The following is a 22,660-nucleotide window of genomic DNA, read 5'->3' on the forward strand; positions in this document are numbered from 1 at the left end:
CGCAAGTAGTCGGTGAAGACGAAGAATGTCCCTACATACGTTCTCGTTCCGCCATGCAGAACGATGCCGTTCATGATAGCGGCCATCGCGAATTCGCGCACGCCGTACCAGATGTTGCGGCCGGCATAGTTGCCCGGCTCAAAATCGCTTGCCGATTTGACCATTGTATTGTTTGAAGACGATAAGTCCGCAGAACCGCCCCAGAAATAAGGTACAGCTTCACCCAATGCTTGAATCGCTTCCGCGCTGGTCACACGGCTTGCTTTTGCAGCGCTGCCCACTTCATAAGTCGGCAGCTTGTCTTGCCAACCTTCAGGCAACTCGCCTGCCATCGCTGTTTCGAATGTGTGAGCCAACTCTGGATAAGCCGCTTTGTAGCCATCGAACATCGCTGTCCATGCCGCTTCTGCTTTTTGGCCTTCTGCAACCGTTGTTTCGTCGAAACGGGCTGCCACTTCAGTAGGCACACAGAAAGCTTCGTCCGCACAGCCGTAAGCTTTTTTCGCGAAAGCAACGCCTTCCGCTCCCAATGGAGCACCATGCACTTTATGCGTTCCTGCGTCAGGAGCACCAAAGCCGATGATGGTTTTGATTTCAATCAAAGTCGGTTTTTCGGTTTCAGCTTTCGCTTCTTCGATGGCTTTGGAGATGGCTTCCAGATCATTGCCGTCCTTGACCAGGATATGTTGCCAACCGTAGGCTTCAAAACGGGCAGCTATATCTTCAGTGAATGATTTCGAAGTCGGTCCATCCAAGGAGATATCATTGGAGTCATACAAACCGATCAGTTTGCCCAATTTCAGGTGGCCGGCCAAGCTGGCTGCTTCATGGGAGATGCCTTCCATCAGATCGCCGTCGCCGTTCAGGAAGTAGGTGTAGTGATCCACAACCGGGAAGTTTTCTTTGTTGTAGGTAGCAGCCAAGTGCGCTTCCGCCATCGCGAAACCGACCGCATTCGCGATCCCTTGTCCCAAAGGACCAGTCGTAGCTTCCACGCCGTCCGTGTCATGCACTTCCGGGTGTCCAGGTGTCTTGCTGCCGAATTGACGGAAGTTTTTCACGTCATCCATGCTTACAGCGAAGCCAGATAAATGCAATAAGCTGTATAACAATGAAGATCCGTGTCCAGCCGATAATACGAAACGATCACGGTCTACCCATTTGCTGTTTTTAGGATTGACTTTCAAATGCTTTGTCCATAAAGCATAGGCCATTGGTGCTGCACCCATCGGTAACCCGGGATGCCCTGAATTGGCCTTCTGTACGGCGTCTATGCTTAGTGTACGTACGGTATTTACCGCCACCTCATCGATTTGATCAAATGTATTTTGCATATTTCCATATATCCTCTCTTCCTAAAAAATGGTTGAAGGTCATTTGACCTTCAACCAAACTCAATTAATGGCCAACTTTTTGAAATTTCCCTCTTAAGAAAGTGTGTGCGAACTGGATGTCCTCCAGCCAATTTTCTTGACCGGTGTACCAGAATTCAGCAACAAAGCGGCGGACGCCTTCTTTCCACATCGTTTTGATCGTTTCTTCGAAAGATACATGTCCCGTACCGAAGGGGATTTCACGGAAATGACCCGGGATTGTTTCCTTCAGATGCGCTGCAACCATGTGTCCCCTGCCCGTTTGGATATCTTCACAGACGGAGTTCGTGCAGGACAAGGAAGCATTCTTCAAGTTCCCTGTGTCCGGGTAAACTTGCAGATACGGCGATTGGATAATGTCCACATATTCCATCGCCTTCTCAACTGTGTTCATGAACGGCGTTTCCATCGTCTCGAACCCCAACAGAATGCCTTTTTTGCTCGCCATATCAACGGCTTTCTGCAGATTTTCGATGAAGTATTCCTTGGTCTGCTGATCACCGTCTTCATAATAGACATCGTAGCCTGCCAGTTGGATGATGCGTATTCCCAAATCATCCGCCAGATCGATGGCTTTTTCCATGATCTCCAAGCTTTTTTCACGGATCAGCGGGTCATGCGAACCCAGCGGATATTTGCGATGGCCGCTGAGGCACATGGAGCGGATCGGCAATCCGATTTCATACATCGCATCCAGCAGTTCTTTCCGCTCTTGTTTGCTCCATTCGATGCGTGCCAGTTTCTCGTCGGTTTCATCGACACTCATTTCCAAGAAATCATAGCCGGCATTTTTCGCAACCGACAACTTTTCCTTCCAGCTCAGATTGCCCGGCATCGATTTTTCATAGATTCCTAACGTGTACGTCATGGTGCTCCTCCTTGACCTGTCCGTAGTAGGCTCCCGGACCGTGTTTTCGAAGAAAATGTTTGTCCAACAGTTCTTGCTGCATACTTTCGATCCCTGGATTCATGACACGGTTGCGCCAAGACATCATGGCAACTTCTTCCATGACGACCATATTGTGGACCGCTTCGAAGGCATCCTTCCCCCAAGCGAAGGGGCCATGGCTGTGGACCAGCACGCCCGGAACTTGATTCTCATCGATGGCTGCAAATGTTTCTACTATCACCTTGCCTGTTTCCAGTTCGTAGGATCCCGCGATTTCTTCACTCGTCATCCGGCGGGTGCAAGGGATCGTTCCGTAGAAGTAATCCCCTTGCGTAGTTCCATAGGCCGGAATCGCTGCTCCTCCTTGCGCCAAGGTAGTTGCCCAAGGCGAATGCGTATGGACCACGCCACCGATATCCTTAAAGTTCCTGTAGAGTTCAAGATGCGTATCCAAATCCGAAGAGGGTTTCAGGCTGCCTTCCACGACATTCCCGTACATATCGACGACAACGATGTCTTCAACAGTCATATCAGCATATTCAACCCCGGATGGTTTGATTGCGATGATTTGTTTTTCACGGTCTATTTCGGAAACATTGCCCCAAGTGAATTTCACCAACCCGTATTCAGGCAACTGCAGGTTTGCTTCTAGCACTCTTTTTTTCAATTCAGTGTATGTCATGGGAGCACCGCCTATTCGCCCAAGACGATTTCGCGGACTTTTTCTTCGATCTCTTTTTCGGACAAGAGATTCTTCAACCCGATGATTTTCGTTTTGCTTTGATCCACATTTTTGAATACGTCCAAGAGTGAGTTCGAACAAACGACCACATCGTAGCTCGGTGCCAGCGTTTTAGCCTCGGAAACCGCACAATGGTGGATTTCCAAAGGGATGTTCAATTTTTTGAAGACATTCGTAATTTTCATCTTGATTATTTGGCTTGAACCCATTCCACTTCCACACGCTGCTAATACTTTCATAATCAATTCCTCCTGTTTATATATCCTGATTTTTTCGGTTAGGCAGCTTCAACGCTGAATTCAGCTTTGTTTTCAGCTTCGATTTCTTCTTTGTATTGCTCATAATCTTCCGCGATCATGAAGTAGTGTTTTTTGTTTTTGCGGTATTGCAATTGCGGTATCAACAGCATCCCAATGACAAGTGCAGCGACACCAGCGTATCCGCCATATTTCATAATGACTCCGTAACCCAACCATAAAGTATCCCAGTCGAAGTTACCGTGCCAGCCGCCAAATTGGGAAAGCTGGAAGAAATAAGCAGCCAAGCCGCCACCGAGAACTTGAATGACACCTGAAATGAATGGGATGATCATTGCGGCTTTCATGCCGCCTTTATGGTTTGCGTATACAGCAAAGGTTGCATTGTCAAAGAATACAGGTACGAATCCGGTGATGACCAACACAGGGCTCTTGAATACCACCAAGCCGATGATCGCCAAGAATTGTCCCAAAGCTCCGAACAGGAAGCCGAATGTGACGGCGTTTCCTGGACCGAATCCATAAGTTGCCGCACAGTCGATTGCCGGCATGGAACCAGGCAACAGTTTGTTGGAGATCCCTTGGAAGGATTCCGTCAATTCTGATACGAACATGCGGACACCCAATTGTAAAATTTGCAGATAGACTGCGAAGTACAACGATTTTTCAAGGATGTAGAATATGTAGTTACGTTCGCCTGTATAAGTGGCATCGATGGTCATCATCAGATCTTTCCCGAGGATACCCATGATGATGCCGAAGAACAGGAACATCAGAATACTTGTAGAAACGACGCTTTCTTTGAAGATGGAAAGGAACCCTGGCAGCGTGACGTCTTCTAATTTTTTGCTGTTTTTGCTGAATTTCCCTGCAAATTTATCGGTCAACCAGACACCGAACATTTGCTGATGACCGATGGCAAAGCCGCCGCCCTCAGTCAAATCTTGCGTTGCTTCTACAGTCAGATTAGAGAATACTGACCAATACGTTCCCAACAAAAGGCCCAACATGACGATTACGCCTGCATCCTGCAATTCAGGAAAAGCGAACAGGACAAGCCATAAAGCAGTGGAGGACTGTTGCACCATGATGTGACCGGTGATGAACACGGTCCGGACTTTGGTATATTTACGGAAAATGACTAAAACAATATTCACCATGAAAGCGATAAGTAACACGATAACCATGAGGCTGAAGGAACGTCCGGCTCCTTCAATCGCTTGTTGCGCAGCTGTTTGTCCAAAATAAGGATCGATTACGACTGCCGATAAGTTGAATCTTTCTTTCAAGCCTGCCAGGATCGGACGGAAATTCCCGACCAAACCGCCAGCGGCTACATTTAAGACTAAATATCCGACAGTTGCCTTGATGAATCCGGCAAGAGCGTCATATACGGGTCTGCCCAACAACAAGTAGCCGACGAATACGATAATACCAAGGAAAAAAGCAGGTTGCGTTAAGATATTAACTTGAAAAAATGTCCATACACTAATTAGTAGTTCCAAGATATTCACCCTCGATTTCCATAATTTTTTCTAAATCAGCGACTGAGTTAGCTTGAATAAAGGCATCCACGACACTTTCATCAGACAGCAAGGTCACAAGGGTGGATAGGTTCGCCAAGTGCTTCTCGTTGTCCGTCGATGCCAAGACGAAGAAGATGCGCGCCTCGTACTCGGCTGCCGGCCCGAAGTTCACAGGCACTTTCGTACGCATGAAGCAGATAGCGGTTTCATTTACGCCCTTGCCTTCTTGTGCATGTGGGATGCAGATGTCCGGCGCGATGACAATGTAAGGTCCAAATTCGTTTACGTTTTCGATGATGTACTCGGGATAAGCGCTCTCGATGGCGCCTTCTTCGATAAGAGGTTGACAAGCAGCACGGATGCTGTCTTGCCAACTATCGAATCCCTCGTGGAAAGAATATCTTTGATTTTTGATGACTTCATCTAACATATGATCTCTCCTCTTAGGTGCTTGTTCTTATAGGAATGAAGTGAAAGGCAAATCATTTTCGACGCTGAACACATCGTCAAATCCGCGGTTGAAATTGAACTCCATTTTATCTTTGTCATTCGGATAGACGAATTTACCGCCGACTTGCCAGATGTATGGCTTGAATCCGTATTGCAGGCGATCTTTTTTGAATTTCCAAAGTTCGATCAGTTCTTTAGGATCCGCCTGGAAGTTCGACCAGATGTCATAGTGTACAGGGATGACCACTTTCGCGTTCAAAGATTCCGCCATTCTCAGCATGTCCACTGAAGTGACCTTATCCGTGATTCCGCGTGGGTTTTCACCGAATGCTCCTAAGCAGACATCCACCTGGTGATCGTTTCCGTGTTTTGCGAAATAGTTGCAGTAATGGGAATCGCCTGCGTGATACAAGTTTCCGCCTGAAGTTTTGAACAAGTAGTTCACTGCGATCAAATCCATGTCCTGCGGCATCTTCCCTCTTAAAACTTCTCCTTCAGAAGCCGTAACCAAGGCTGTGCGATCGAATGCTTCCAACGCAACAATCTCGATGTCTTTGATTTTGACGCTATCTCCCGGTTTCACGACCACGCATTTCTCTTCAGGAACTCCCCAACCGATCCATGTATCCACAACGGCTTGCGGGCCTACGAATTTAACTGCGTCGCTCGAGTTTTTCAGAACAGCAGCTGCTGTGTTGATATCTAAGTGATCGGAATGGATATGCGTAACGACCAATGCATCCACATTTTTCACTGCGAAAGGATCGATGACAAACGGCTGCGCTCTGAGGTTAGGCTGCATGTTTTGAACACCGCTCATGCGTTGCATTTGGTGGCCGTCCTTCATCTTGCCGCTGCCGTGAGATTGTTTGCCTGTGCCACACCATAAGTCACAAAGGATATTTGTTGATTCATGTGATTTCAACCAAATGCCTGTACAGCCTAGCCACCACATTGCGAATGTATTTTCAGCAACCACTGTGTCTTCAATTTCTTCATTCAGCCAAGTGCCCCATTCAGGAAAGGTACTCAATACCCAAGATTCTTTTGTAATCTCATTAACATTAGCCATTCGTCATTCTCCTTCTGCGTAATCGTTATGATCACTTTTTCTTATTATTTGCACACCGATCTTAAAACGTTCACATAACGAACATTTCTTTCGATGAAGTAATCATACAATAAAACGCTTTCAGTCGCAATAGGTCCTAAACAAACAATCTTTAGCTTATTTTTATGATCGTTTCATAGGTTATGAACGATTTAAATGCCGGTATTCTTCTTTATGATCGCTTCGATAAGGACGTACATGCTGATTCCAACAAAAAAAGCGACAAAACACTTCCGGAAGTCTCCCGTCGCGTTTTGTCGCTTTTTTGTATTCTATTATATTCACTCTTCGATTCTGTGCTCGTCTTCGCCGTTGACGTCGGTAACGTACAATACTTTGACGCCCTTGGCTTCGATTTTTTGGATTTCTTCCTGATCCGCAGAGCGGTCAGTTACCAAATGCGTGATGAGGCTGATACTGGCGGTGGAAAAATTTTGTTCCCGCCCTACTTTGCTGCCTTCCGCCACGACGATGCGCGGCCCATTCGTCCGCTCCAGAATCAGCCTATTGACAGCCGTTTCCGGCAAGGCATAGGTCGTGATTCCTTTTTCGCTGATGCCGCCCACACCCAGAAAACAGATATTCGCGGTCACTTTGGAAAAAGTATATAAAGCAAAGTCCCCTACGAGAGACTTTTTCTTTTCATATATTTCCCCGCCCGACAGGACAACTTCCGCCTTTGAAGACGGATTCCTGAAGATGGCGCGCCCGTTGTTCGTGATGATGGTGACGTTCCGGTCCGACAGATAATTGAGCAGAAGAAAGGCAGTCGACCCCGAATTGATGAAGATCATGTCGTGATCATGGACCAGAGTGGCCGCCAATTTCGCGATTTCCTGTTTTTTCGATCGATGCGGTTTGACTGCCGGGTACTCTTCTTTTTGAAAAGATCCCTCCAGCAAACGAGCTCCGCCATAAAAGCGTTCAATGAGATGCTGGTCGTCGAAACTCTGCAGATCCCGTCTGACGGTGATCTCGGAAACATTCAATTCTTTCGCCATATCTTCCACCAAAACGACTTTCTTTTCTTGAAGGGCCTTTAAGATATGTTGCCTTCTCTTATACACGATCCCTTGACTCGATTTCATCCGTTCACCCCGTTTCTTTTCTTTCATTGTACTTGAAACAGACGAAAAATCAAAACAAAAATCACTAAACGAGCATAAAACGCTCATTTTTTGTCATTCATCTGCATCATCCGGTATTCATGGTTGATGCTGAAGTTGTTGATCATCATATTTACCGTGAACATCCCCATGATCAACTGGGTGCCGACAACAGGGATGTCCTTCAGATGGATTTGCGTATTGTACAGGACAACAAGCAGCAGCATGAATAGGAACGTGGCGGTGATAATCATGATGAAGTAATGTTCGAACAAGGCATCCAGTTTTCTCCTGAAAAGCTTGCTGAAGATAAACAGAATTGCCACCGTAACGGCCACCGCAAGATACAGCTTTCGGGGCAAAGCGGCCAGGATAGCCGCGTCAGTATACAGAGCCGGCATCGTTCTGATCACAAACATCGTTGCGATCAGCGCCGATCCGTAATAGATCGTTTTCCCGAGGCTGATGACCTGCGTCGGCAGCTGGTAAAGGATGAAAATGAAAACCAGGCTCAGGAACATTTGCATGATCGCGATCGAGAAGATGATGCTGGCGATCACCAGATGGAACGAGACCAGCCGGATTCGATCTGGAGCAGTTTTCTCCGCTTCCACCCCGCTGATATTCGAGAACAAAAAGGCTGTAAGCACCAGTCCAAAAAATCCGACCAACAGGATACTGATGACCTCGGATGCGTCCCTTTTCTCGTCCTCCAGAAGCAAGAAAATGCCGCTGAACACAAACCCGGCAAGTATCCCGGCAAAATTCGCATAGTTGCCGCTCATAGTGGCCCAATCGACTTGCATTTCGTATTCCTCCATCCGTTCAGAACAAGCATTACGGCGCGTACCCAAATTATTTCTCTACAGTTCCATTATATCAGCACAAGGCCTTTTGTTATGTTTTGACATTCAGCGATGAAGGTAAAGTTTTTCAGCAGTTTCCTTAAAAATCAGCTGGGTCTCTTTTTCTGTAAAATTGGATTCAATTAACTCGATATCCGAACGCAGAATAGGCCTTCTTGCCCGCGTTCCTGGAAGGTCCGTCCCAAAGATGACGCTTCCCGGATTGAAGGAAAGCATTTCTTTCATGACCGGAATAGGGTCCATATTGATTCTGCCGAAACCGGTCGCTTTAAAAATGGTTCCGTTCTCGAGCAGTAATCGCATTTTGTCGCTCTCAACCTTGTTCATTCCTAAATGGTCGATCACCAGCTTTGGAATTCTGCTTAAAAATGGATAAAACTCTTCGATCTTTCTGGCATCCATATAAATTTCTGTGTGCCAACCAAAGTTCTCGAAAACCCGCTTCGAAAGCAGCAACATTTTATCGAAGTTCTGACCCGCCATTCCACGAAAGAGATTAAAGCGAACAGCACGCACCCTTTGTTCATTGAGATAAGCCAGTTCCATGTCAGAAATGTCTGCAGGGACCTGTGCAACGCCTACAAAACTGTCCGGAATATTCTTCAATGTCTCAATCAGATAGCTTTGATCGTAGCCTTGGAAAGATCCGGAAACAATGGCTCCGCCTATGCAGTTGATGTCTAAAGAAGTCAGGCTAGCTTCATAATCAGAAAAGCGATAAGGATCTGGCAAAAAGCCTTCATTTGCAAACAATGGGAATTTAGGATCGATTATATGAAAGTGCGCATCAAATATGTCCATATATTTCTTGACCTCCTTGTTTATCGGCGAAAACATTTATTCAATGAGTCTCAACTTTATAGTATCCAATTTTTTATCCAGAATCAAATTGTGAGATAGCTTTGAAGCACAAAAAAAGCTCTCTCCATATCCTGCCGGAAAGAACTTTTTTCAGAATTTCATGGATTCAGCTGATGTCAATACCGGCAAATATTTTATTTCCATTTTGGTCGATCAGGAAGTTCCCGAATGGGTGCTGGCGGAGCACAAACTCGGCATCGACCTGGGCATTTCCGAATTCGCAGTCACCACAAACGATGCGTGCAATTCGGTGAAGCACGAGAACCCGCAAGGATTAGCTAAGTGGGGGGGTTCACTATCCATGATTTCCATTCGTTTCTCCACCTTGTTTTTTTGTATCCACTTACTATAAGCAAAACGAATCTGTAAAACCACACCAAAATCATACGTAAAAATGCTCTATATGCAGATTATTGTTTCTATTCAAAGTGTCCCAGTGCATTGATCTGTAAACTCTGTCTGTACTACTCTCGCCATTTGGCTTATACTCTTATTGAATGACAGATAATGGAGGGATTTAAATGAAAATTGCCGTTTCCAGCGACCATGCCGGCTTCGCATTGAAAGAAGAAGTCAAAGCTTTACTCGAAAAGGAAGGCCATGAAGTGCTCGACTTCGGACCTTACAACGAAGAACCTTGTGACCTGTCCGATTATGTTTATCCTGCCTCACTGGCTGTGGCGGAAGGAAAAGCCGACCGCGGCATCTTTGTCGATGGCGTCGGTTACGGCAGTGCCATGATCGCCAACAAAATCTACGGCGTCTATGCAGCGGTCTGCCAGGATCCTTTCTGCGCGAAACTGGCGCGTTCCCACTCCGACACGAATGTCCTCTGCCTTGGCGGAAAGATCATCGGTTCGGCATTGGCACTTGAAATCGTGACGGCTTGGATGACGACCGATTACCTCAGCGATATCGAAAAATACACCAACCGCGTCGACAAAGTCAAAAATATTGCGGAGAAGCATCTGAAAAGATTGGATGAAATCCAGGACTAGTCATTGACGAGTTGAATTCCCGCTGTTCAAAGAAAAAATGTTTGATTAAAAATAGACCGCACCGAAATGGAGTTGATTCTCCATTTCAGTGCGGTCTTATTGATTATTCTCATATCCGTCAACCACAGCCTTAATATTGCGCGGCCAACACTTCTTCCATCGATTCGGCGAGCAATCTGTGGTCCTCCCGATGAGACAAACCGGATACGCAGATAACACCGGTTACTTCCCCTTTCTCGAAGATCGGGAAGCCGCCGCCGTAGATGGCGTATGCTTCGTCGCTCTCCCACTCCTTATATTCTGGAACCTCATCCGCAAACAAGTTGGTATAAAGCGAACTGTGCCCGCTATCCAATACGGTCTTTTCCTTTCGGGCCAACCAAGTGTTTTCTTCTCTGCCATCCATCGAGTAATAAAAAATCAATGCATCCTTGTGCACAATCCTTATTCCGACAGGCTTCGTGGCTTGTTCCTTGACCTTTTTGATGATCCTCAGTGCGATTTCCAAGCCCATCTCATGCGTAAATACATCGAACTGTAATTTCTGTTCTTGATTCACTATATCGATTTTATCCACTATATGTTCAGCTCCCCATTGGCGGGGTCAGCTCATTTCGAGGTAGCCCCTGATTGTTTTGATTCGATGGAAACTCCTATTCGGAACTCCGCCAGAGCCCAAAAATTGCCATAATTTTACTCATATTTTACCACATTACTCTCCGCCAATGCCTTCACGACAACTACCATTACGACTTCGCGTTTGGATATCCTTCATAGTTTCGGTACGGATGATGACTTCACAACGTAAAATAAAACCGCACCAAAACGGAGTTCCCATTTGGTGCAGTCTTTTTAATTTATTCTCGAGCGAATTGGTAACGCATCAGTAGCCATTATCCTGCAGGATTTTCTCGCAAAGAGAATGGCTCAGATAAGCGGAGTCGGTTGTTACCGGGATTTCCTTTTTCGTGATCCCTTCGATGAATCCGCGGATCAATGGTTCGAAGCCGCGTTTGCGTAATGTACCTTCCCAATCACCAAAACCAACAAGCTGGGTTCCAACCTGATTGGAGGTCGTCATAGCGGTCAGATCCACGACTCTTACGATACCTTCCGGACTCTGGACTTCCATCACTTCCTGATTGGCGCCCGCCTCGTAGTTCATCGAGACAAAACAGCTGGTCGACTTCGTTTCCAGTTCCACCCAAATCCGCTTCAAATTGCCATCTTTTTCGATGATCTTCGATTGCACAGAGAGAACCTCTTCGTCCAGCAAATACAACGCTGCATCAGCGATGTGCAGAAACAAATCATAAACAGCCTGACGGACGGGCTCAACCAATTTGACCCTATCCTTCCTGATGAAGATCATATTTTTGCCGGGAATCTCCTTCAAACGTCGGGTCATCGGCGCAAAGCGGCGATTGAATCCGGCAGTCAGCAGCAAACCTTTCGAATCTGCCAATTCGATCAGTTGCTTCACCTCATCCAGATCGTCGCTGATCGGTTTGTCCACATAGACCGAAATGCCCCGTTCCAAAAGGCTTCGGATCACTGTCGCATGGGCCGCCGTCGCCACATGCACGAAGGCAGCCTCGATGCCGCTTTCCATCCATTCATCCATATCGGTATACAGCTGTCCGAAACCGTATTTCTTCCCGACTTGTTCCAGCGTTTCCTTATTCCGGGAGCAGAGATGCCATTCCACCGTATCCCGCATTTCCGCCATGATCGGTAAATAGGCTTTCTGCGCGATGTTTCCGATTCCGATGATGCCAACTTTCATATCCGTTCGTCTCCTTTTTCAGTTTTTCAGTCCTTCTGTAGCTCCGGCTTGTGGCTTCCATCAGGCGATTGCCAGCACCTCTTCGATCGATTCGACAATCAATCTGTGGTCCTCCAGATGATCCAATCCGGAAACGCAGATGGCACCAGTCACTTTCTCGTTCTCGATGATCGGGAAACCCCCGCCGCAGATGGCGTATTCTTCGCTGCTCTCCCACTCTTTGTATTCAGGTACTTCATCCATAAAAAGCAATGTATAGAGCGAACTGTGCCCGCTATCCAATACAGTCTTTTCCTTCCGGCTCAACCAAGGGCTCTCTTTTCTGCCGTCCATCAAGTAATGCAGGATCAATAAGTCATTGTGTACGATCCTTATGCCTACAGGCTTTGGTGCTTGTTTCTTGACCTTATTTATGACGCGCAGCGCGATTTCCAAACCCATTTCATGCGTAAAGGCTTCAAATTGCAGTGTCTTTTCCTGTTCCCATACCTCAACTTTATCCATTATGCATTTACCTTTCCATAAAAACTACCGGAAGAACCCCGGCAGTTTCCTTTTTTCATTTAATTTTTTATCAGCCTAAAACGATCCCGGCTCCTGCCAGAGCTTCTTCAGCGATTTCCATCACGACTTGGCTTTGTTCAAGCATATCCTTGGCTTTCGCAAGATCCATTTTGTCGATCATCCGCGCAAATTCGCGGAATTCCTCATACATCCGGTGCGGGTGGACTTTCTTGTCCATCGATTGACTCGCCTGCCCGTTCATGTTTACATCAAAGGAGTTGCAGAGATTCGGCGGGCCATTCAGCACAACGGAGCCTTTATCGCCCTGAATCATGGATCTTATCGGCGCAGCTGAATCCTTCGCCCCGATGCAGACCACTTTGCAGCCTGGGTAATCCAACAGCAGAATTCCAGATGTATCGATCCCTCGCTCGACATTCGCAAGGTATTTCACCGAATCAGGTTTTCCCAAGATTCCAACGACAAAATGGATATTGTAAATGTTGATATCCATCAAAGCGCCGCCGCCCGCTTTCGGACTGAAGGCAGGCAGTACTTCCCCTTTCTTGAAGGCATCGTATCTGGATGAATACTGCGAGTAGTTGCATTCGATGATCTTCAGGTCCCCCAATTGCGGAATCTGTTCCTTGATCGCCAGGTAGTTGGAAAGGTATCTTGTCGTGATTGCTTCGACCAGAATCAGCTTTTTGCTTTCAGCCAATTCCTTCAGTTCGATCAATTCAGCAGACTTAATCGTGAATGGTTTTTCGCAGATCACATGTTTACCGTTCTCTAAGGCTTGCTTCGTAAATGTATAGTGCAGATGATTGGGAAGTCCCACATAGATGGTGTCGCACTCCGGATCATTCAGGACCTCTTTGTAGTCCGTAAACACTTTCCCGACCCCGTATGTGTTTGCCAGGCCCTCCATTTTCACTCGTTCCGCTTCGATGCCGAACATGCTGACCAATTCCGTATCCGGCAAGTCCTTCGCTATCGTCAGAAAATCCATGACGATCTGTCCCGATCCTAGTATTGCAAGTTTCATATGTATGGCCCCTTTTTTCGATTCTTTGTATTCCGATTAAGTTTCTATTGAATTTCTATGCTTCGACAGCTTCCATCTGATGCTGCGACTGTTCTTCGTTTTCCAGTTCCTGTTTGACAGCCAAATTATCCGCTATTTTGAAGAATGGGAAGTAGATGGCAGCTGAAAGTGCGATCTGCGCGATGTTCAGCAAAGCCCCTCTCCAGCCCGAAACCAGGAAGCCTGAAATGACTGGTGGAGTGGTCCAGGGGATATTCACCCCGTTTGTATATGGTACGAGCCCCGTACTCATAGAGAAATAAGCAACGGTACTCAAGACAAGCGGCGCCAAAAGGAATGGCACGATCATGATCGGATTCAGGACGATCGGCATACCGAAAATGATCGATTCATTGATCGTAAAGATTTCTGGACCAATCGACAATTTGCCCAATGCTCTGAATTGCTTCGATTTGGCTGCGAACAAGAGCAACAAGCAGAGACCGAATGTGGCACCAGAGCCACCGACTTTGACGAAATTGCTGTAGAATTGATAGTTCACGATATTCGGGATGACTTGTCCTGCAGCAACAGCTACAGCGTTTTCGGCAGTCAGCGTCAACCAGATCGGTTGCATCACACTGCCGACGATGTTCGCACCGTGGAGCCCGAATGACCAAAGGACACCTTCAATAATGAGCACTACGATAGTTGCAGGTAAGGTGCTGCCTAAAGCTGTCAATGGTATCTGCAGATTATTGAAGATGAATGTCTGTACATCGCCATAGCTAGTTTGCTCAAAGCCGATGCGCACGAAGTTGAAGAAAATGATAACCAGTGCAACCGGAATCAAGGATGAGAAGGACTTCGATACGTTTTGTGGGACCGAATCGGGCATTTTGATTTTCCAACCCATTTTGTCGGTAAATCGCATGATTTCGACTGCAATGATTGCAACCAGGATGCCGACAAATAATCCGGCAGCTCCCAAGTTCCCCAATGGAATCCCGATTCCCAAGCCTTCCTCTGCAAAAGCGTGCATCGGTGTGACTACGAAAAAGGATGCCATTGCCGCAAAGATGCCGGCCATACTATCCAATCCGTAAGATTTAGCTAATTCATTACCTATCCCGACCACAACGTAAACGGTCATCATGCTCATGGAAATGTTGTTGGGGATTGTGAACATCCGTTGCCAATCGGCTCCGAACGTGTTCAGCATGAATTCGGTATAAGCGTTAATCGGCAAGTAAGCTAATAGGATAAAGAAAGATCCGATGATCAAAAGCGGCATCGCTGCCATAAAGCTGTTCTTTACAGCGCTCAAATAGCGGTTTTGTTCCAATTTCACGGCTATGGGAGTCAATTTTTCCTCAAGGACATTTAATAAGTTCTCCATTTTTTATAACCTCCTAATATTATTCCTTAATCGTGTTGATGCCTTCTTCAAGAATTTCAATTTGGCGGATGGTCTCTTCATCTTTGACGATCTTTTCTTTTCCGTTCACAATCGACTCATAGACACCGGCATAAATTCTTCCGTAATCCCCCACTTCGGAAACAACTTTTTCTTCGTGGTAACGGCCCGCATCATCCATATAAGTTAGGATGCCGTAATGTTCCGGCAAATCGATCCCGAAATCAGCATTCGAAGGCATATGGAATACTTTCAAGTGCTCCTCTTGACGATCTTTGGTCTGCTTAACGAATGAGCCCTTTTTCCCGGTGACGATAAAACTTGGACGTTCTTTCAGGCGAAAATAGCTGGATTTGACGGAAATTTTCTTCGCATCATAGAAGAAGTCCAAATCGAAGTAATCGTTGAAGCGGCCTTTTCCCAAAAGCTGTCTGACATCATACGTGATGTTTTCTGGATTGCCGAAGTAAGACAAGACCTGATCGATTGTATGGCAGCCATGCCCATACAGGCAGCTGTTGATCTTAGAGAAGCTTGTGATGGACTCCGGAATTTCCGGTCTGAAGTAGTCGTAGTGCATTTCGACTTCCAGGATATCCCCCAACACGCCGCTCTCGATAACTTTTTGGACCGTCAGGAAGTCAGAGTCGAATCTGCGGTTTTGGTAGCACTGGATAAAGAGATTTTTTTCTTTCGCCAAGGCAAACAGTTCTTTGGCTTCTGCGGAAGTGTTCGTGAAAGGTTTTTCAACCAGCGCATTTTTGCCTTTTTCCAGGGCCATTTTGCCATATTGATAATGGAAGTCGGATGGCGTGGACACCACGACCAATTGGACTTCATCATCGTTCCAGATGTCTTCAATATTGTCTGTGTAAAGAACTCCTGGCACTTTTTCCCAAGCATCGTTTTGTACTGGAGAAAAGATTGTCTTGACGAGGATGTTTTCGTTTTTCAGGGAGAAGGGCATGTGATAACGGTGGGCGCTTTTCCCGCCGCCGATATAAGCGATTGTTAACATAAGATAATTCCTCCATTTCTCTTGCATGGCCTCATTATAGGGAATAATAACTTCAACGAAAACGCTTTTACACCAGATAGGACCTGCTGTTCAATGCAAGTCCGAATTGCTTGTAAAATACTGAACATAATGTTCAGCGCCTATGCGAATAACCTTTGCCATTCACTGTTCGCAGTTGCCTTTTCCGGATTTATTGCTTATATTGAAAGAAATGTCGAATCGGTCAAATGGATTGAATCGTTGCTGGATACGTTACATATATGGAGGGAATAGGATGAGTTTGCTGAAAAAATTGAAATCGAAAGAAAATTTTACTGACACCGAGCAAAGAATCGCTGCTTACATTTTGACAAACTTGGATGATGTGCCCGATATGGTGATCCAGCAGCTTGCGGAAAATACGTTCACTTCACATTCAGCAGTCATCCGACTCAGCCAGAAACTGGGTTTTTCAGGCTATCGGAGCTTCAAGGTGGCGCTGATCCATGAAATCCAAAGCAATAAACATACGCTCACAAACGTCGATCCCAACTTCCCGTTCCTGCCGATGGACGGCTCGATGGACATCGCCAAAAAAATGGCCGACCTCACGATTGAAACGATCAGAAAAACCTTGGTGAAGCTGGAAAAGGATAAACTGAACAAAGCGGTGGATCTGCTGCAAAAAGCGGATCAGATCTTCCTTTTCGCGACAGGTGATTCCCAGATCCGCGCCCGCAGCTACCAGAACAAATTCATCAAGATCAACAAGCATTTGATCATTGGCGACGATTACGGTGAGTCCGCTTGGAATGCCCTGAGCATGGGTAAGAATGATTGTGCCCTGTTCATCAGCTACGGCGGCAATTCAGCGACCCACAGAAAAATCATCAAATATTTGAATTCCATGAAGATACCTTGCATCCTGCTGACCGCAAATACGGAGCAACCAACAAGCAAGCTGTGCGATCTTGTGATCGAGGTGCCTTATGATGAGTTCGACTTCTTCAAAGTCGGCACCTTCTCATCGCAGATATCCTTCGAATACATCCTGGATACGCTGTTCTCGATCCTCTACGCGCGCGAATACACAAAAAACCTCAACAGTCTCAAGCGCAAATCAGAAGCGGCGAAGAAATGGGAACTATTATAGGTCTCCTGTCAAACTAGCAGCATTTACGCGGCCAAATGCTCGTTGGTAGGTTTTTCGGATCGATCCAACCCCAGGATTACCTTCCCAAAAGCGTTTGGCGGGGAATTCTGACGAATATTTTGTATGCCTGCCCGCCAAATTGATTTTGGCGGGTTATTTCGGATTCCTCGGCTCCTTTGCACCATTTCCACCCTTATTATTCCACCCAAAAGCGGAATGCTATGACTTTTGCTTCCGTTTGTGATATAGTAGGCCAGTCACGCTGTTGCTCAGAGAACCTATATAACGTTTCGCGGTGAGGAATTTGGCAAACGAGAGTCCCACTCTCTTTCCCAAACTAGCCTGACCCGAAACATACCCACTAAAATCAAATGCATGTAGAACATGCTGAAGGAGAACCATTTGTTATTTAAAGAACTAGAATTAAACCAGCACCTGTTGCGCGCACTGAAAGAAGCTGGCTACACGAAAGCTACGCCCATCCAAGAAGATGCTATTCCGCATCTGATGAACAACAAGGATTTATTGGGTTGTGCTCAAACCGGTACCGGTAAGACCGCTGCTTTTGCCCTGCCGATTCTGCAGAACCTAACGGACCAAGAAACCGCTGGAAAAGGCGCCATCAAAGCGTTGATCCTTGCGCCTACCCGCGAACTTGCCCTGCAAATCGGGGAAAGCTTCCAAATTTACGCTAAATACCTTCCATTGAAGATTCAAGTCATTTTCGGTGGTGTTTCCCAGAATCCTCAGACAGCCGCGCTGAAACGCGGAACAGATATCCTGGTCGCGACACCAGGCCGACTGTTGGACCTGATCGGACAAGGATACATCAAACTGAACCAAGTAGATTTCTTTGTCTTGGATGAAGCGGATATGATGTTGGATATGGGGATGCTGCATGATGTACGCCGAATCATCCGTGAATTGCCTAAGAAACGCCAAAGCATGTTCTTCTCGGCCACTATGCCGAATGAGATTGAAAAACTTGCGGGCACTATTTTGTCAAATCCGGTGAAAGTCGAAGTCACTCCGGTTTCCTCGACTGTGGAAATCATCCACCAGAGCGTTTACCCTGTAGCCAAGACCGACAAAACCGACCTGCTTATCCACCTGTTGAAGGAAGATTCAATGGAGCGATCCCTTGTCTTCTCAAGAACGAAGCATGGCGCCAACAAGATCGTCAAAAAGCTTTTGCAAGCAGGCCTTTCAGCCGAAGCGATCCACGGAAACAAATCCCAGACCGCGCGTCAACGAGCTTTGGAAAACTTCAAGACAAAAAAAACCAGCGTTCTTGTAGCGACAGATATCGCAGCCCGTGGTATCGATGTGCCTGAGCTTTCGCATGTCATCCTGTATGATTTGCCTGAAGTCCCTGAAACCTATGTTCACCGTATCGGCCGTACAGGACGCGCAGGGCGTGGCGGAAAAGCCATCTCATTCTGTGATGAAACAGAAGCATCTTTGTTGCGAGACATCGAAAAACTTATCCAGAGAAAAGTTCCAGTCGTAAAGGATCAGCCTTTTATGTTGAAAGAAGGCACGAAGGCACCTGCACCGCAGCCGAAAAAACCGGTTGCCGCGCGCAGTAACGGAACACGCGTCAAAAATCAACAAGGTCCAAGAGGCGGCCAAAAAGCCGCACAAAGACCGCGTGTACAAACCAAAAAAAATACTCAAAGTAACTAATCGACAAAAGAGCTCCCGCCGGAAATGGCGGGAGCTCTTTTGCTTTTTGAAAAATCTGATGCATGCGGCGGGATGAGATGCCTCCTCCGGTGAACGGAGGCTTCGCCGGAGGTCGGCCCCCATGTAATATCTGTCCTCCGACGAGCACGGCTTCGTCGAAGGTGAGCCCGCGAGTCCTCATCGTCCTCCGGGGAGCGATCCCTCGCCGGAGCAGGCCGCCGCGCAGGCCGCTCAGCTCCGGTCAGCGACTCCCAAAAGAGTTCTCATCAGATCAGATTCTTGATCCCGTCGCAGATCCTTTTTGCGACGATCGGATTGTTCATCGTATAGATGTGGATGCCGTCCACGTCATGCGCCAGTAGATCGACAATTTGATTTATCGCATAGGCCATCCCGGCATCGAAAAGCGCATCTTTGTTGTCTTCGTATTTGTGCATAACCCGGGAAAATTTTTCTGGCAAGGACGCGCCGCAGAGCGTCACCATCCTTTCGATCTGCGCTTTGTTGATGACCGGCATGATGCCCGCCTCAACCGGCACATGCATACCCGCGATCTGAATATGTTCTTGAAAGGAATAGAAGGCATTGTTGTCGAAAAAAAGCTGGGAAATCAGATGCTGTACCCCGCTGTCAACCTTCTCCTTCAGATGGGCGATGTCCTCGACTTTGTTCTTAGATTCCGTGTGGCATTCCGGATAACAGGCACCGCTGATGGAAAAATCACCGTACTGCCTGATGAATTTGACCAAGTCGCTGGCATACCGGAAGTCCTTCTTTGCTTCCACTGCCGGGTTTGCATCCCCGCGCAAGGCAAGGATGCTATCGATTTCGGCGTCCTTCAGTTCCTCCAACAATTCGCAAATCTCGAATTTCGAATGATTCAGGCAAGTAAGATGCACAAGCGGATCGATTCCGTATTGATGCTTGATCCGTTTGGCCAATTCCACGGTTTGGTTATTCGTGTGGCTTCCGCCGGCGCCAAAAGTGACGCTGATGAAATCAGGGTTCAGTTCGCTCAGGATTGCCAGCGTCTCATCGATGTTCTGGATTGCTTTATCGCGCTTCGGTGGAAAGATTTCGAAGGAAAGCACCGGTTTTTTCTTTTGGAATTTGGATTCTATTTTCATCAGCTCTCACCTCTTTTTTTAGACCGAGACTGCGTCTTTGATGATTTGCGCCGCCGCGACAAGATTTGCCAGGCTTTCTCTCGTTTCTTTGATGCCTCTGGTTTTCAGTCCGCAGTCCGGATTGATCCATAGGTTTTCCTCGTCTATCTTCGTCAGCGCATTCTTCAATACCGCCACCATCTCTTCGACACTCGGCACGCGCGGCGAGTGGATGTCGTAAACACCCGGTCCGACTTCCGTTTCGAATTGGTTCGCCTTCAAGGCATCTATGATGGTCAGTTTGGAACGGGAGGCTTCGAATGAAATGACGTCCGCATCCATGTTGTCGATATCCTTAACGATCTCTTCGAATTCACTGTAGCACATATGCGTATGCACCTGCGTCTCGGGCCGAACGCCGCTGTGGCAAAGACGGAATGCCGGAATGGCCCAATCAAGGTACTCGCTGGCCCATTCTTCCCTGCGGATCGGCAACTTCTCTTTCAATGCCGCTTCATCAATCTGGATGATCTTGATGCCCGCCGCTTCCAAGTCCTGAACCTCTTCGCGGATCGCCAGACCGATCTGGAAAGCCATCTCCTTCAGCGAAATGTCTTCACGCGGGAACGACCAATTCAGGATTGTCACTGGACCAGTGAGCATCCCTTTGACCGGTTTGTCGGAAAGACTCTGCGCGTATTCCGAATAGAACACAGTGATTGGGTTTTCGCGTCTGATATCGCCGAAGATGATTGGCGGCTTGACGCATCTTGTTCCGTAGGACTGAACCCAGGCTTTTTCGGTAAATACGTAGCCCGCCAGATTTTCGCCGAAGAATTCAACCATGTCGTTGCGCTCGGATTCGCCGTGGACCAGCACATCCAGCCCCAGTTCCTCCTGCAGATCGATGCACTCTTTGATGAAGCCTTTGATGTTTTCATCGTATTCGGCTCTGTCGATATCGCCTTTGCGGTATTTGCTGCGGTTCTGCTTGACTTCCCTCGTCTGCGGGAAGGAACCGATCGTCGTTGTCGGCAACAGACCCAGTTGCAGTTTCTCCTTTTGGATCGCTCTCCGTTTTTTTCTCGGAACATTTCTGACAAAATCTCTTTCCGTCAAGCTTGCCACGGATGCTTGCACATGCTTGTCTTCGTAGACCCGGTCCGCTGAAAAGACTTGTTGATTCGCAAGATAGTTTTCGTCTTCTTCATAATGTCCGGAAGTGCCGATTAATTCCGTCAGCTCCTTGATTTCCTGCAGCCTTTCCTTCGCAAATGCGAAATACTGGGAAACTTCCTCCGGCAAGCTCGTTTCATTTTCCAGCGTGTAGGGAACATGCAGCAGCGAACAGGAAGTGCTGATGACGATGTCGTTGCTGTACTTTTCCAGCCCATTGACCAGCTCGATGACCTTTTTATAGTCGCTCTTCCAGATGTTTTTACCGTTCAGGACACCTGCAAACAGCGTTTTATCAGCCGGAAATCCATGTCTTTCCAAAAGTTCCACTGTTTGCTTGCCTTCAAGGAAGTCAAGGCCGATGCCATCGAAGTCGAGCCCGATCACTTCTTCGTAGCTGTCCCGGATATCCCCGAAGTATGTCTGCAGCAATACTTTTACGTTACCTTTATGCGCCAATACCTTTTCGTAAAGGGAAGCAAACAACGCGACATCTTCATCGGACAGATCGGTGACCAAGCTCGGTTCATCGAACTGCACCCAGGCCACGCCTTGCTCATTGAACCTATCGAGGATTGCGATATAGGCATCTGCCACTTGGTCGGCAAAATCATGAATTGTTTTGGAACCTTTATATTTGGCCAGTTTCAGGAAAGTGAATCCGCCGATTAGGACCGGTTTCGTCAGCACTCCGATTTCTTTAGCTTCTTCATACTCGACGAAAGGCTTATCCCCCGCCAATTTGATTTCGGTATCGTCGGACAGCTCCGGAACCAAATAATGATAATTGGTGTTGAACCACTTTTTCATCGCCAACGCTTTGACGTCGCCGGCCTCGCCCTGATAGCCGCGCGCAGCCGCGAAATAGGTGTCCCGCTCGTTCAGCCCTAGCTGTTTGTAGCCGTTTGGCAGAGCATTCAACAAAACAGTCACATCCAACAAGTTATCGTAATATGAAAAATCATTCGAAGGGATATGACTGATTCCGGCTGCTTGCTGTAGATTCCAGTGCATTATCTTAAGACCCTTTGCGACTTTCTCCAACTCTTCTACTGAAATTTCTTTTCTGAAATATTTTTCGGATGCGAATTTCAACTCGCGCCCTTTGCCTACTCTTGGAAAACCGATTAGTGAACTGTTCATTTTGAATTCCTCCATTTCATTTTTTTGGTTCCTGCTATTTCAAGTCCCTTCCCAGTCATCAGGGAAAACTGCGCACATGATATCTTACCACTGTCCCGATAGTTGCTGATCGGCTTCTATCAGAAGGTTGCTCCAGTATGCCACGAAAAACAGATATAGGATAACACTTAATAAATATACGCAGTTATAGATTTATGCTATAGGAGCAAGTGGGCCAATCCAGGTTGGCCGGAGTTGATCCAGGTTTTTTCGGCTGTTTCGAGCGTTTCACTTCGCGAAATGTCGAGAGACCCGAGCGCTTCGTGGTACGAATAGCCGAGAGTTCGATTTTCTGTCGGCTGTTGAGTATTCATAGCCTCCTCAACAGCCGACATCCAGTTCTATAACCGTATTTTGGTACAACAAAGAAGAGCCATCTCAATATGAGGTGGCTCTTCTTTGTTGTAAATAACCTTATTCATGGACAAATTCGGATTATCTGATTTT

At 47.0% G+C, this 22,660-nt stretch carries 22 protein-coding genes; 4 read left to right on the plus strand and 18 right to left on the minus strand.

Annotated elements, in window-relative coordinates; genetic code table 11:
• From BLV66_RS11510 to BLV66_RS11555, 10 genes are all read right to left on the minus strand, one after another.
• Window positions 1–1,334: transketolase family protein (locus tag BLV66_RS11510; RefSeq protein WP_093114563.1), on the minus strand; the 1,334-nt coding region annotated here is incomplete at its 3' end.
• Window positions 1,335–1,398: 64 nt separating this feature from the next.
• Complete coding sequence (locus BLV66_RS11515) at window positions 1,399–2,241, minus strand: L-ribulose-5-phosphate 3-epimerase (protein WP_086987104.1); 843 nt, start codon at window positions 2,239–2,241, stop codon at window positions 1,399–1,401.
• The gene (locus BLV66_RS11520; protein ID WP_086987103.1) at window positions 2,216–2,944 is read right to left on the minus strand and encodes an L-ribulose-5-phosphate 4-epimerase; all 729 of its coding nucleotides are present in this window, start codon (window positions 2,942–2,944) and stop codon (window positions 2,216–2,218) included. The genes BLV66_RS11515 and BLV66_RS11520 overlap by 26 nt, the downstream gene beginning before the upstream one ends.
• An 11-nt stretch (window positions 2,945–2,955) precedes the next feature.
• Window positions 2,956–3,243, minus strand: coding sequence for a PTS sugar transporter subunit IIB (locus BLV66_RS11525; protein WP_205076491.1), 288 nt, complete (start codon window positions 3,241–3,243; stop codon window positions 2,956–2,958).
• A gap of 38 nt (window positions 3,244–3,281) precedes the next feature.
• The gene (gene ulaA / locus BLV66_RS11530; protein ID WP_218131846.1) at window positions 3,282–4,769 is read right to left on the minus strand and encodes a PTS ascorbate transporter subunit IIC; all 1,488 of its coding nucleotides are present in this window, start codon (window positions 4,767–4,769) and stop codon (window positions 3,282–3,284) included.
• Window positions 4,750–5,217: a PTS sugar transporter subunit IIA gene (locus BLV66_RS11535; protein ID WP_086987101.1), complete on the minus strand. Its 468-nt coding sequence runs from the start codon at window positions 5,215–5,217 to the stop codon at window positions 4,750–4,752. The genes ulaA and BLV66_RS11535 overlap by 20 nt, the downstream gene beginning before the upstream one ends.
• 27 nt (window positions 5,218–5,244) lie before the next feature.
• Entirely contained in the window at window positions 5,245–6,309 is a 1,065-nt protein-coding gene (gene ulaG, locus BLV66_RS11540) for an L-ascorbate 6-phosphate lactonase (RefSeq protein WP_086628866.1), read from the minus strand.
• A gap of 320 nt (window positions 6,310–6,629) precedes the next feature.
• The gene (locus tag BLV66_RS11545) at window positions 6,630–7,436 is read right to left on the minus strand and encodes a DeoR/GlpR family DNA-binding transcription regulator (RefSeq protein WP_086987100.1); all 807 of its coding nucleotides are present in this window, start codon (window positions 7,434–7,436) and stop codon (window positions 6,630–6,632) included.
• 83 nt (window positions 7,437–7,519) lie between these two features.
• Complete coding sequence (locus tag BLV66_RS11550; protein WP_086987099.1) at window positions 7,520–8,260, minus strand: hypothetical protein; 741 nt, start codon at window positions 8,258–8,260, stop codon at window positions 7,520–7,522.
• Between the two features lie 105 nt (window positions 8,261–8,365).
• Complete coding sequence (locus BLV66_RS11555) at window positions 8,366–9,121, minus strand: amidohydrolase family protein (RefSeq protein ID WP_176974250.1); 756 nt, start codon at window positions 9,119–9,121, stop codon at window positions 8,366–8,368.
• Between the two features lie 160 nt (window positions 9,122–9,281).
• Here BLV66_RS11555 and BLV66_RS11560 point away from each other — a divergent pair, with 160 nt between their 5' ends.
• Window positions 9,282–9,533: a hypothetical protein gene (locus tag BLV66_RS11560; protein ID WP_086987097.1), complete on the plus strand. Its 252-nt coding sequence runs from the start codon at window positions 9,282–9,284 to the stop codon at window positions 9,531–9,533.
• Window positions 9,534–9,702: 169 nt separating this feature from the next.
• Window positions 9,703–10,179 (plus strand): RpiB/LacA/LacB family sugar-phosphate isomerase, encoded by a 477-nt coding sequence (locus BLV66_RS11565; protein WP_086987096.1) that lies wholly within the window; start codon window positions 9,703–9,705, stop codon window positions 10,177–10,179.
• Window positions 10,180–10,309: 130 nt separating this feature from the next.
• On the opposite strand, the gene BLV66_RS11570 is transcribed toward BLV66_RS11565, so the two are convergent.
• The 6 genes from BLV66_RS11570 to BLV66_RS11595 form a co-directional block, all read right to left on the minus strand.
• Entirely contained in the window at window positions 10,310–10,756 is a 447-nt protein-coding gene (locus BLV66_RS11570; protein WP_245826732.1) for a heme-binding protein, read from the minus strand.
• A 306-nt stretch (window positions 10,757–11,062) separates the two neighbouring features.
• Window positions 11,063–11,965 carry a Gfo/Idh/MocA family protein gene (locus BLV66_RS11575; RefSeq protein WP_086987095.1) on the minus strand — a complete coding sequence of 301 codons (903 nt, stop codon included), beginning with the start codon at window positions 11,963–11,965 and terminating at the stop codon, window positions 11,063–11,065.
• Window positions 11,966–12,025: 60 nt separating this feature from the next.
• Window positions 12,026–12,469, minus strand: a complete 444-nt coding sequence (locus BLV66_RS11580) for a heme-binding protein (RefSeq protein WP_086987094.1) — start codon at window positions 12,467–12,469, stop codon at window positions 12,026–12,028.
• Between the two features lie 70 nt (window positions 12,470–12,539).
• On the minus strand, window positions 12,540–13,517 hold the full coding sequence (locus tag BLV66_RS11585; protein ID WP_086987093.1) for a Gfo/Idh/MocA family protein: 978 nt from the start codon (window positions 13,515–13,517) through the stop codon (window positions 12,540–12,542).
• 55 nt (window positions 13,518–13,572) lie between these two features.
• Window positions 13,573–14,895 (minus strand): PTS sugar transporter subunit IIC, encoded by a 1,323-nt coding sequence (locus tag BLV66_RS11590; protein ID WP_086987092.1) that lies wholly within the window; start codon window positions 14,893–14,895, stop codon window positions 13,573–13,575.
• A gap of 19 nt (window positions 14,896–14,914) precedes the next feature.
• Window positions 14,915–15,931 carry a Gfo/Idh/MocA family oxidoreductase gene (locus BLV66_RS11595; RefSeq protein WP_086987091.1) on the minus strand — a complete coding sequence of 339 codons (1,017 nt, stop codon included), beginning with the start codon at window positions 15,929–15,931 and terminating at the stop codon, window positions 14,915–14,917.
• Window positions 15,932–16,205: 274 nt separating this feature from the next.
• Here BLV66_RS11595 and BLV66_RS11600 point away from each other — a divergent pair, with 274 nt between their 5' ends.
• Together BLV66_RS11600 and BLV66_RS11605 are read left to right on the plus strand one after the other, a co-directional pair.
• Window positions 16,206–17,063, plus strand: coding sequence for a MurR/RpiR family transcriptional regulator (locus BLV66_RS11600; protein ID WP_086987090.1), 858 nt, complete (start codon window positions 16,206–16,208; stop codon window positions 17,061–17,063).
• A 402-nt stretch (window positions 17,064–17,465) separates the two neighbouring features.
• Window positions 17,466–18,749 (plus strand): DEAD/DEAH box helicase, encoded by a 1,284-nt coding sequence (locus BLV66_RS11605; RefSeq protein WP_086987089.1) that lies wholly within the window; start codon window positions 17,466–17,468, stop codon window positions 18,747–18,749.
• 266 nt (window positions 18,750–19,015) lie between these two features.
• Here the strand turns inward: BLV66_RS11605 and metF are convergent, their stop codons facing one another.
• Both metF and metE read right to left on the minus strand, forming a co-directional pair.
• A complete protein-coding gene (gene metF / locus BLV66_RS11610; protein ID WP_086987088.1) occupies window positions 19,016–19,876 on the minus strand; it encodes a methylenetetrahydrofolate reductase [NAD(P)H] in 861 nt (286 codons plus the stop codon).
• A gap of 18 nt (window positions 19,877–19,894) precedes the next feature.
• Window positions 19,895–22,174: a 5-methyltetrahydropteroyltriglutamate--homocysteine S-methyltransferase gene (gene metE / locus BLV66_RS11615; RefSeq protein WP_093114564.1), complete on the minus strand. Its 2,280-nt coding sequence runs from the start codon at window positions 22,172–22,174 to the stop codon at window positions 19,895–19,897.
• Window positions 22,175–22,660 lie beyond the last annotated feature (486 nt).

It is taken from the genome of Trichococcus collinsii, from assembly GCF_900107505.1.
Taxonomy (GTDB): Bacteria; Bacillota; Bacilli; order Lactobacillales; family Aerococcaceae; genus Trichococcus; species Trichococcus collinsii.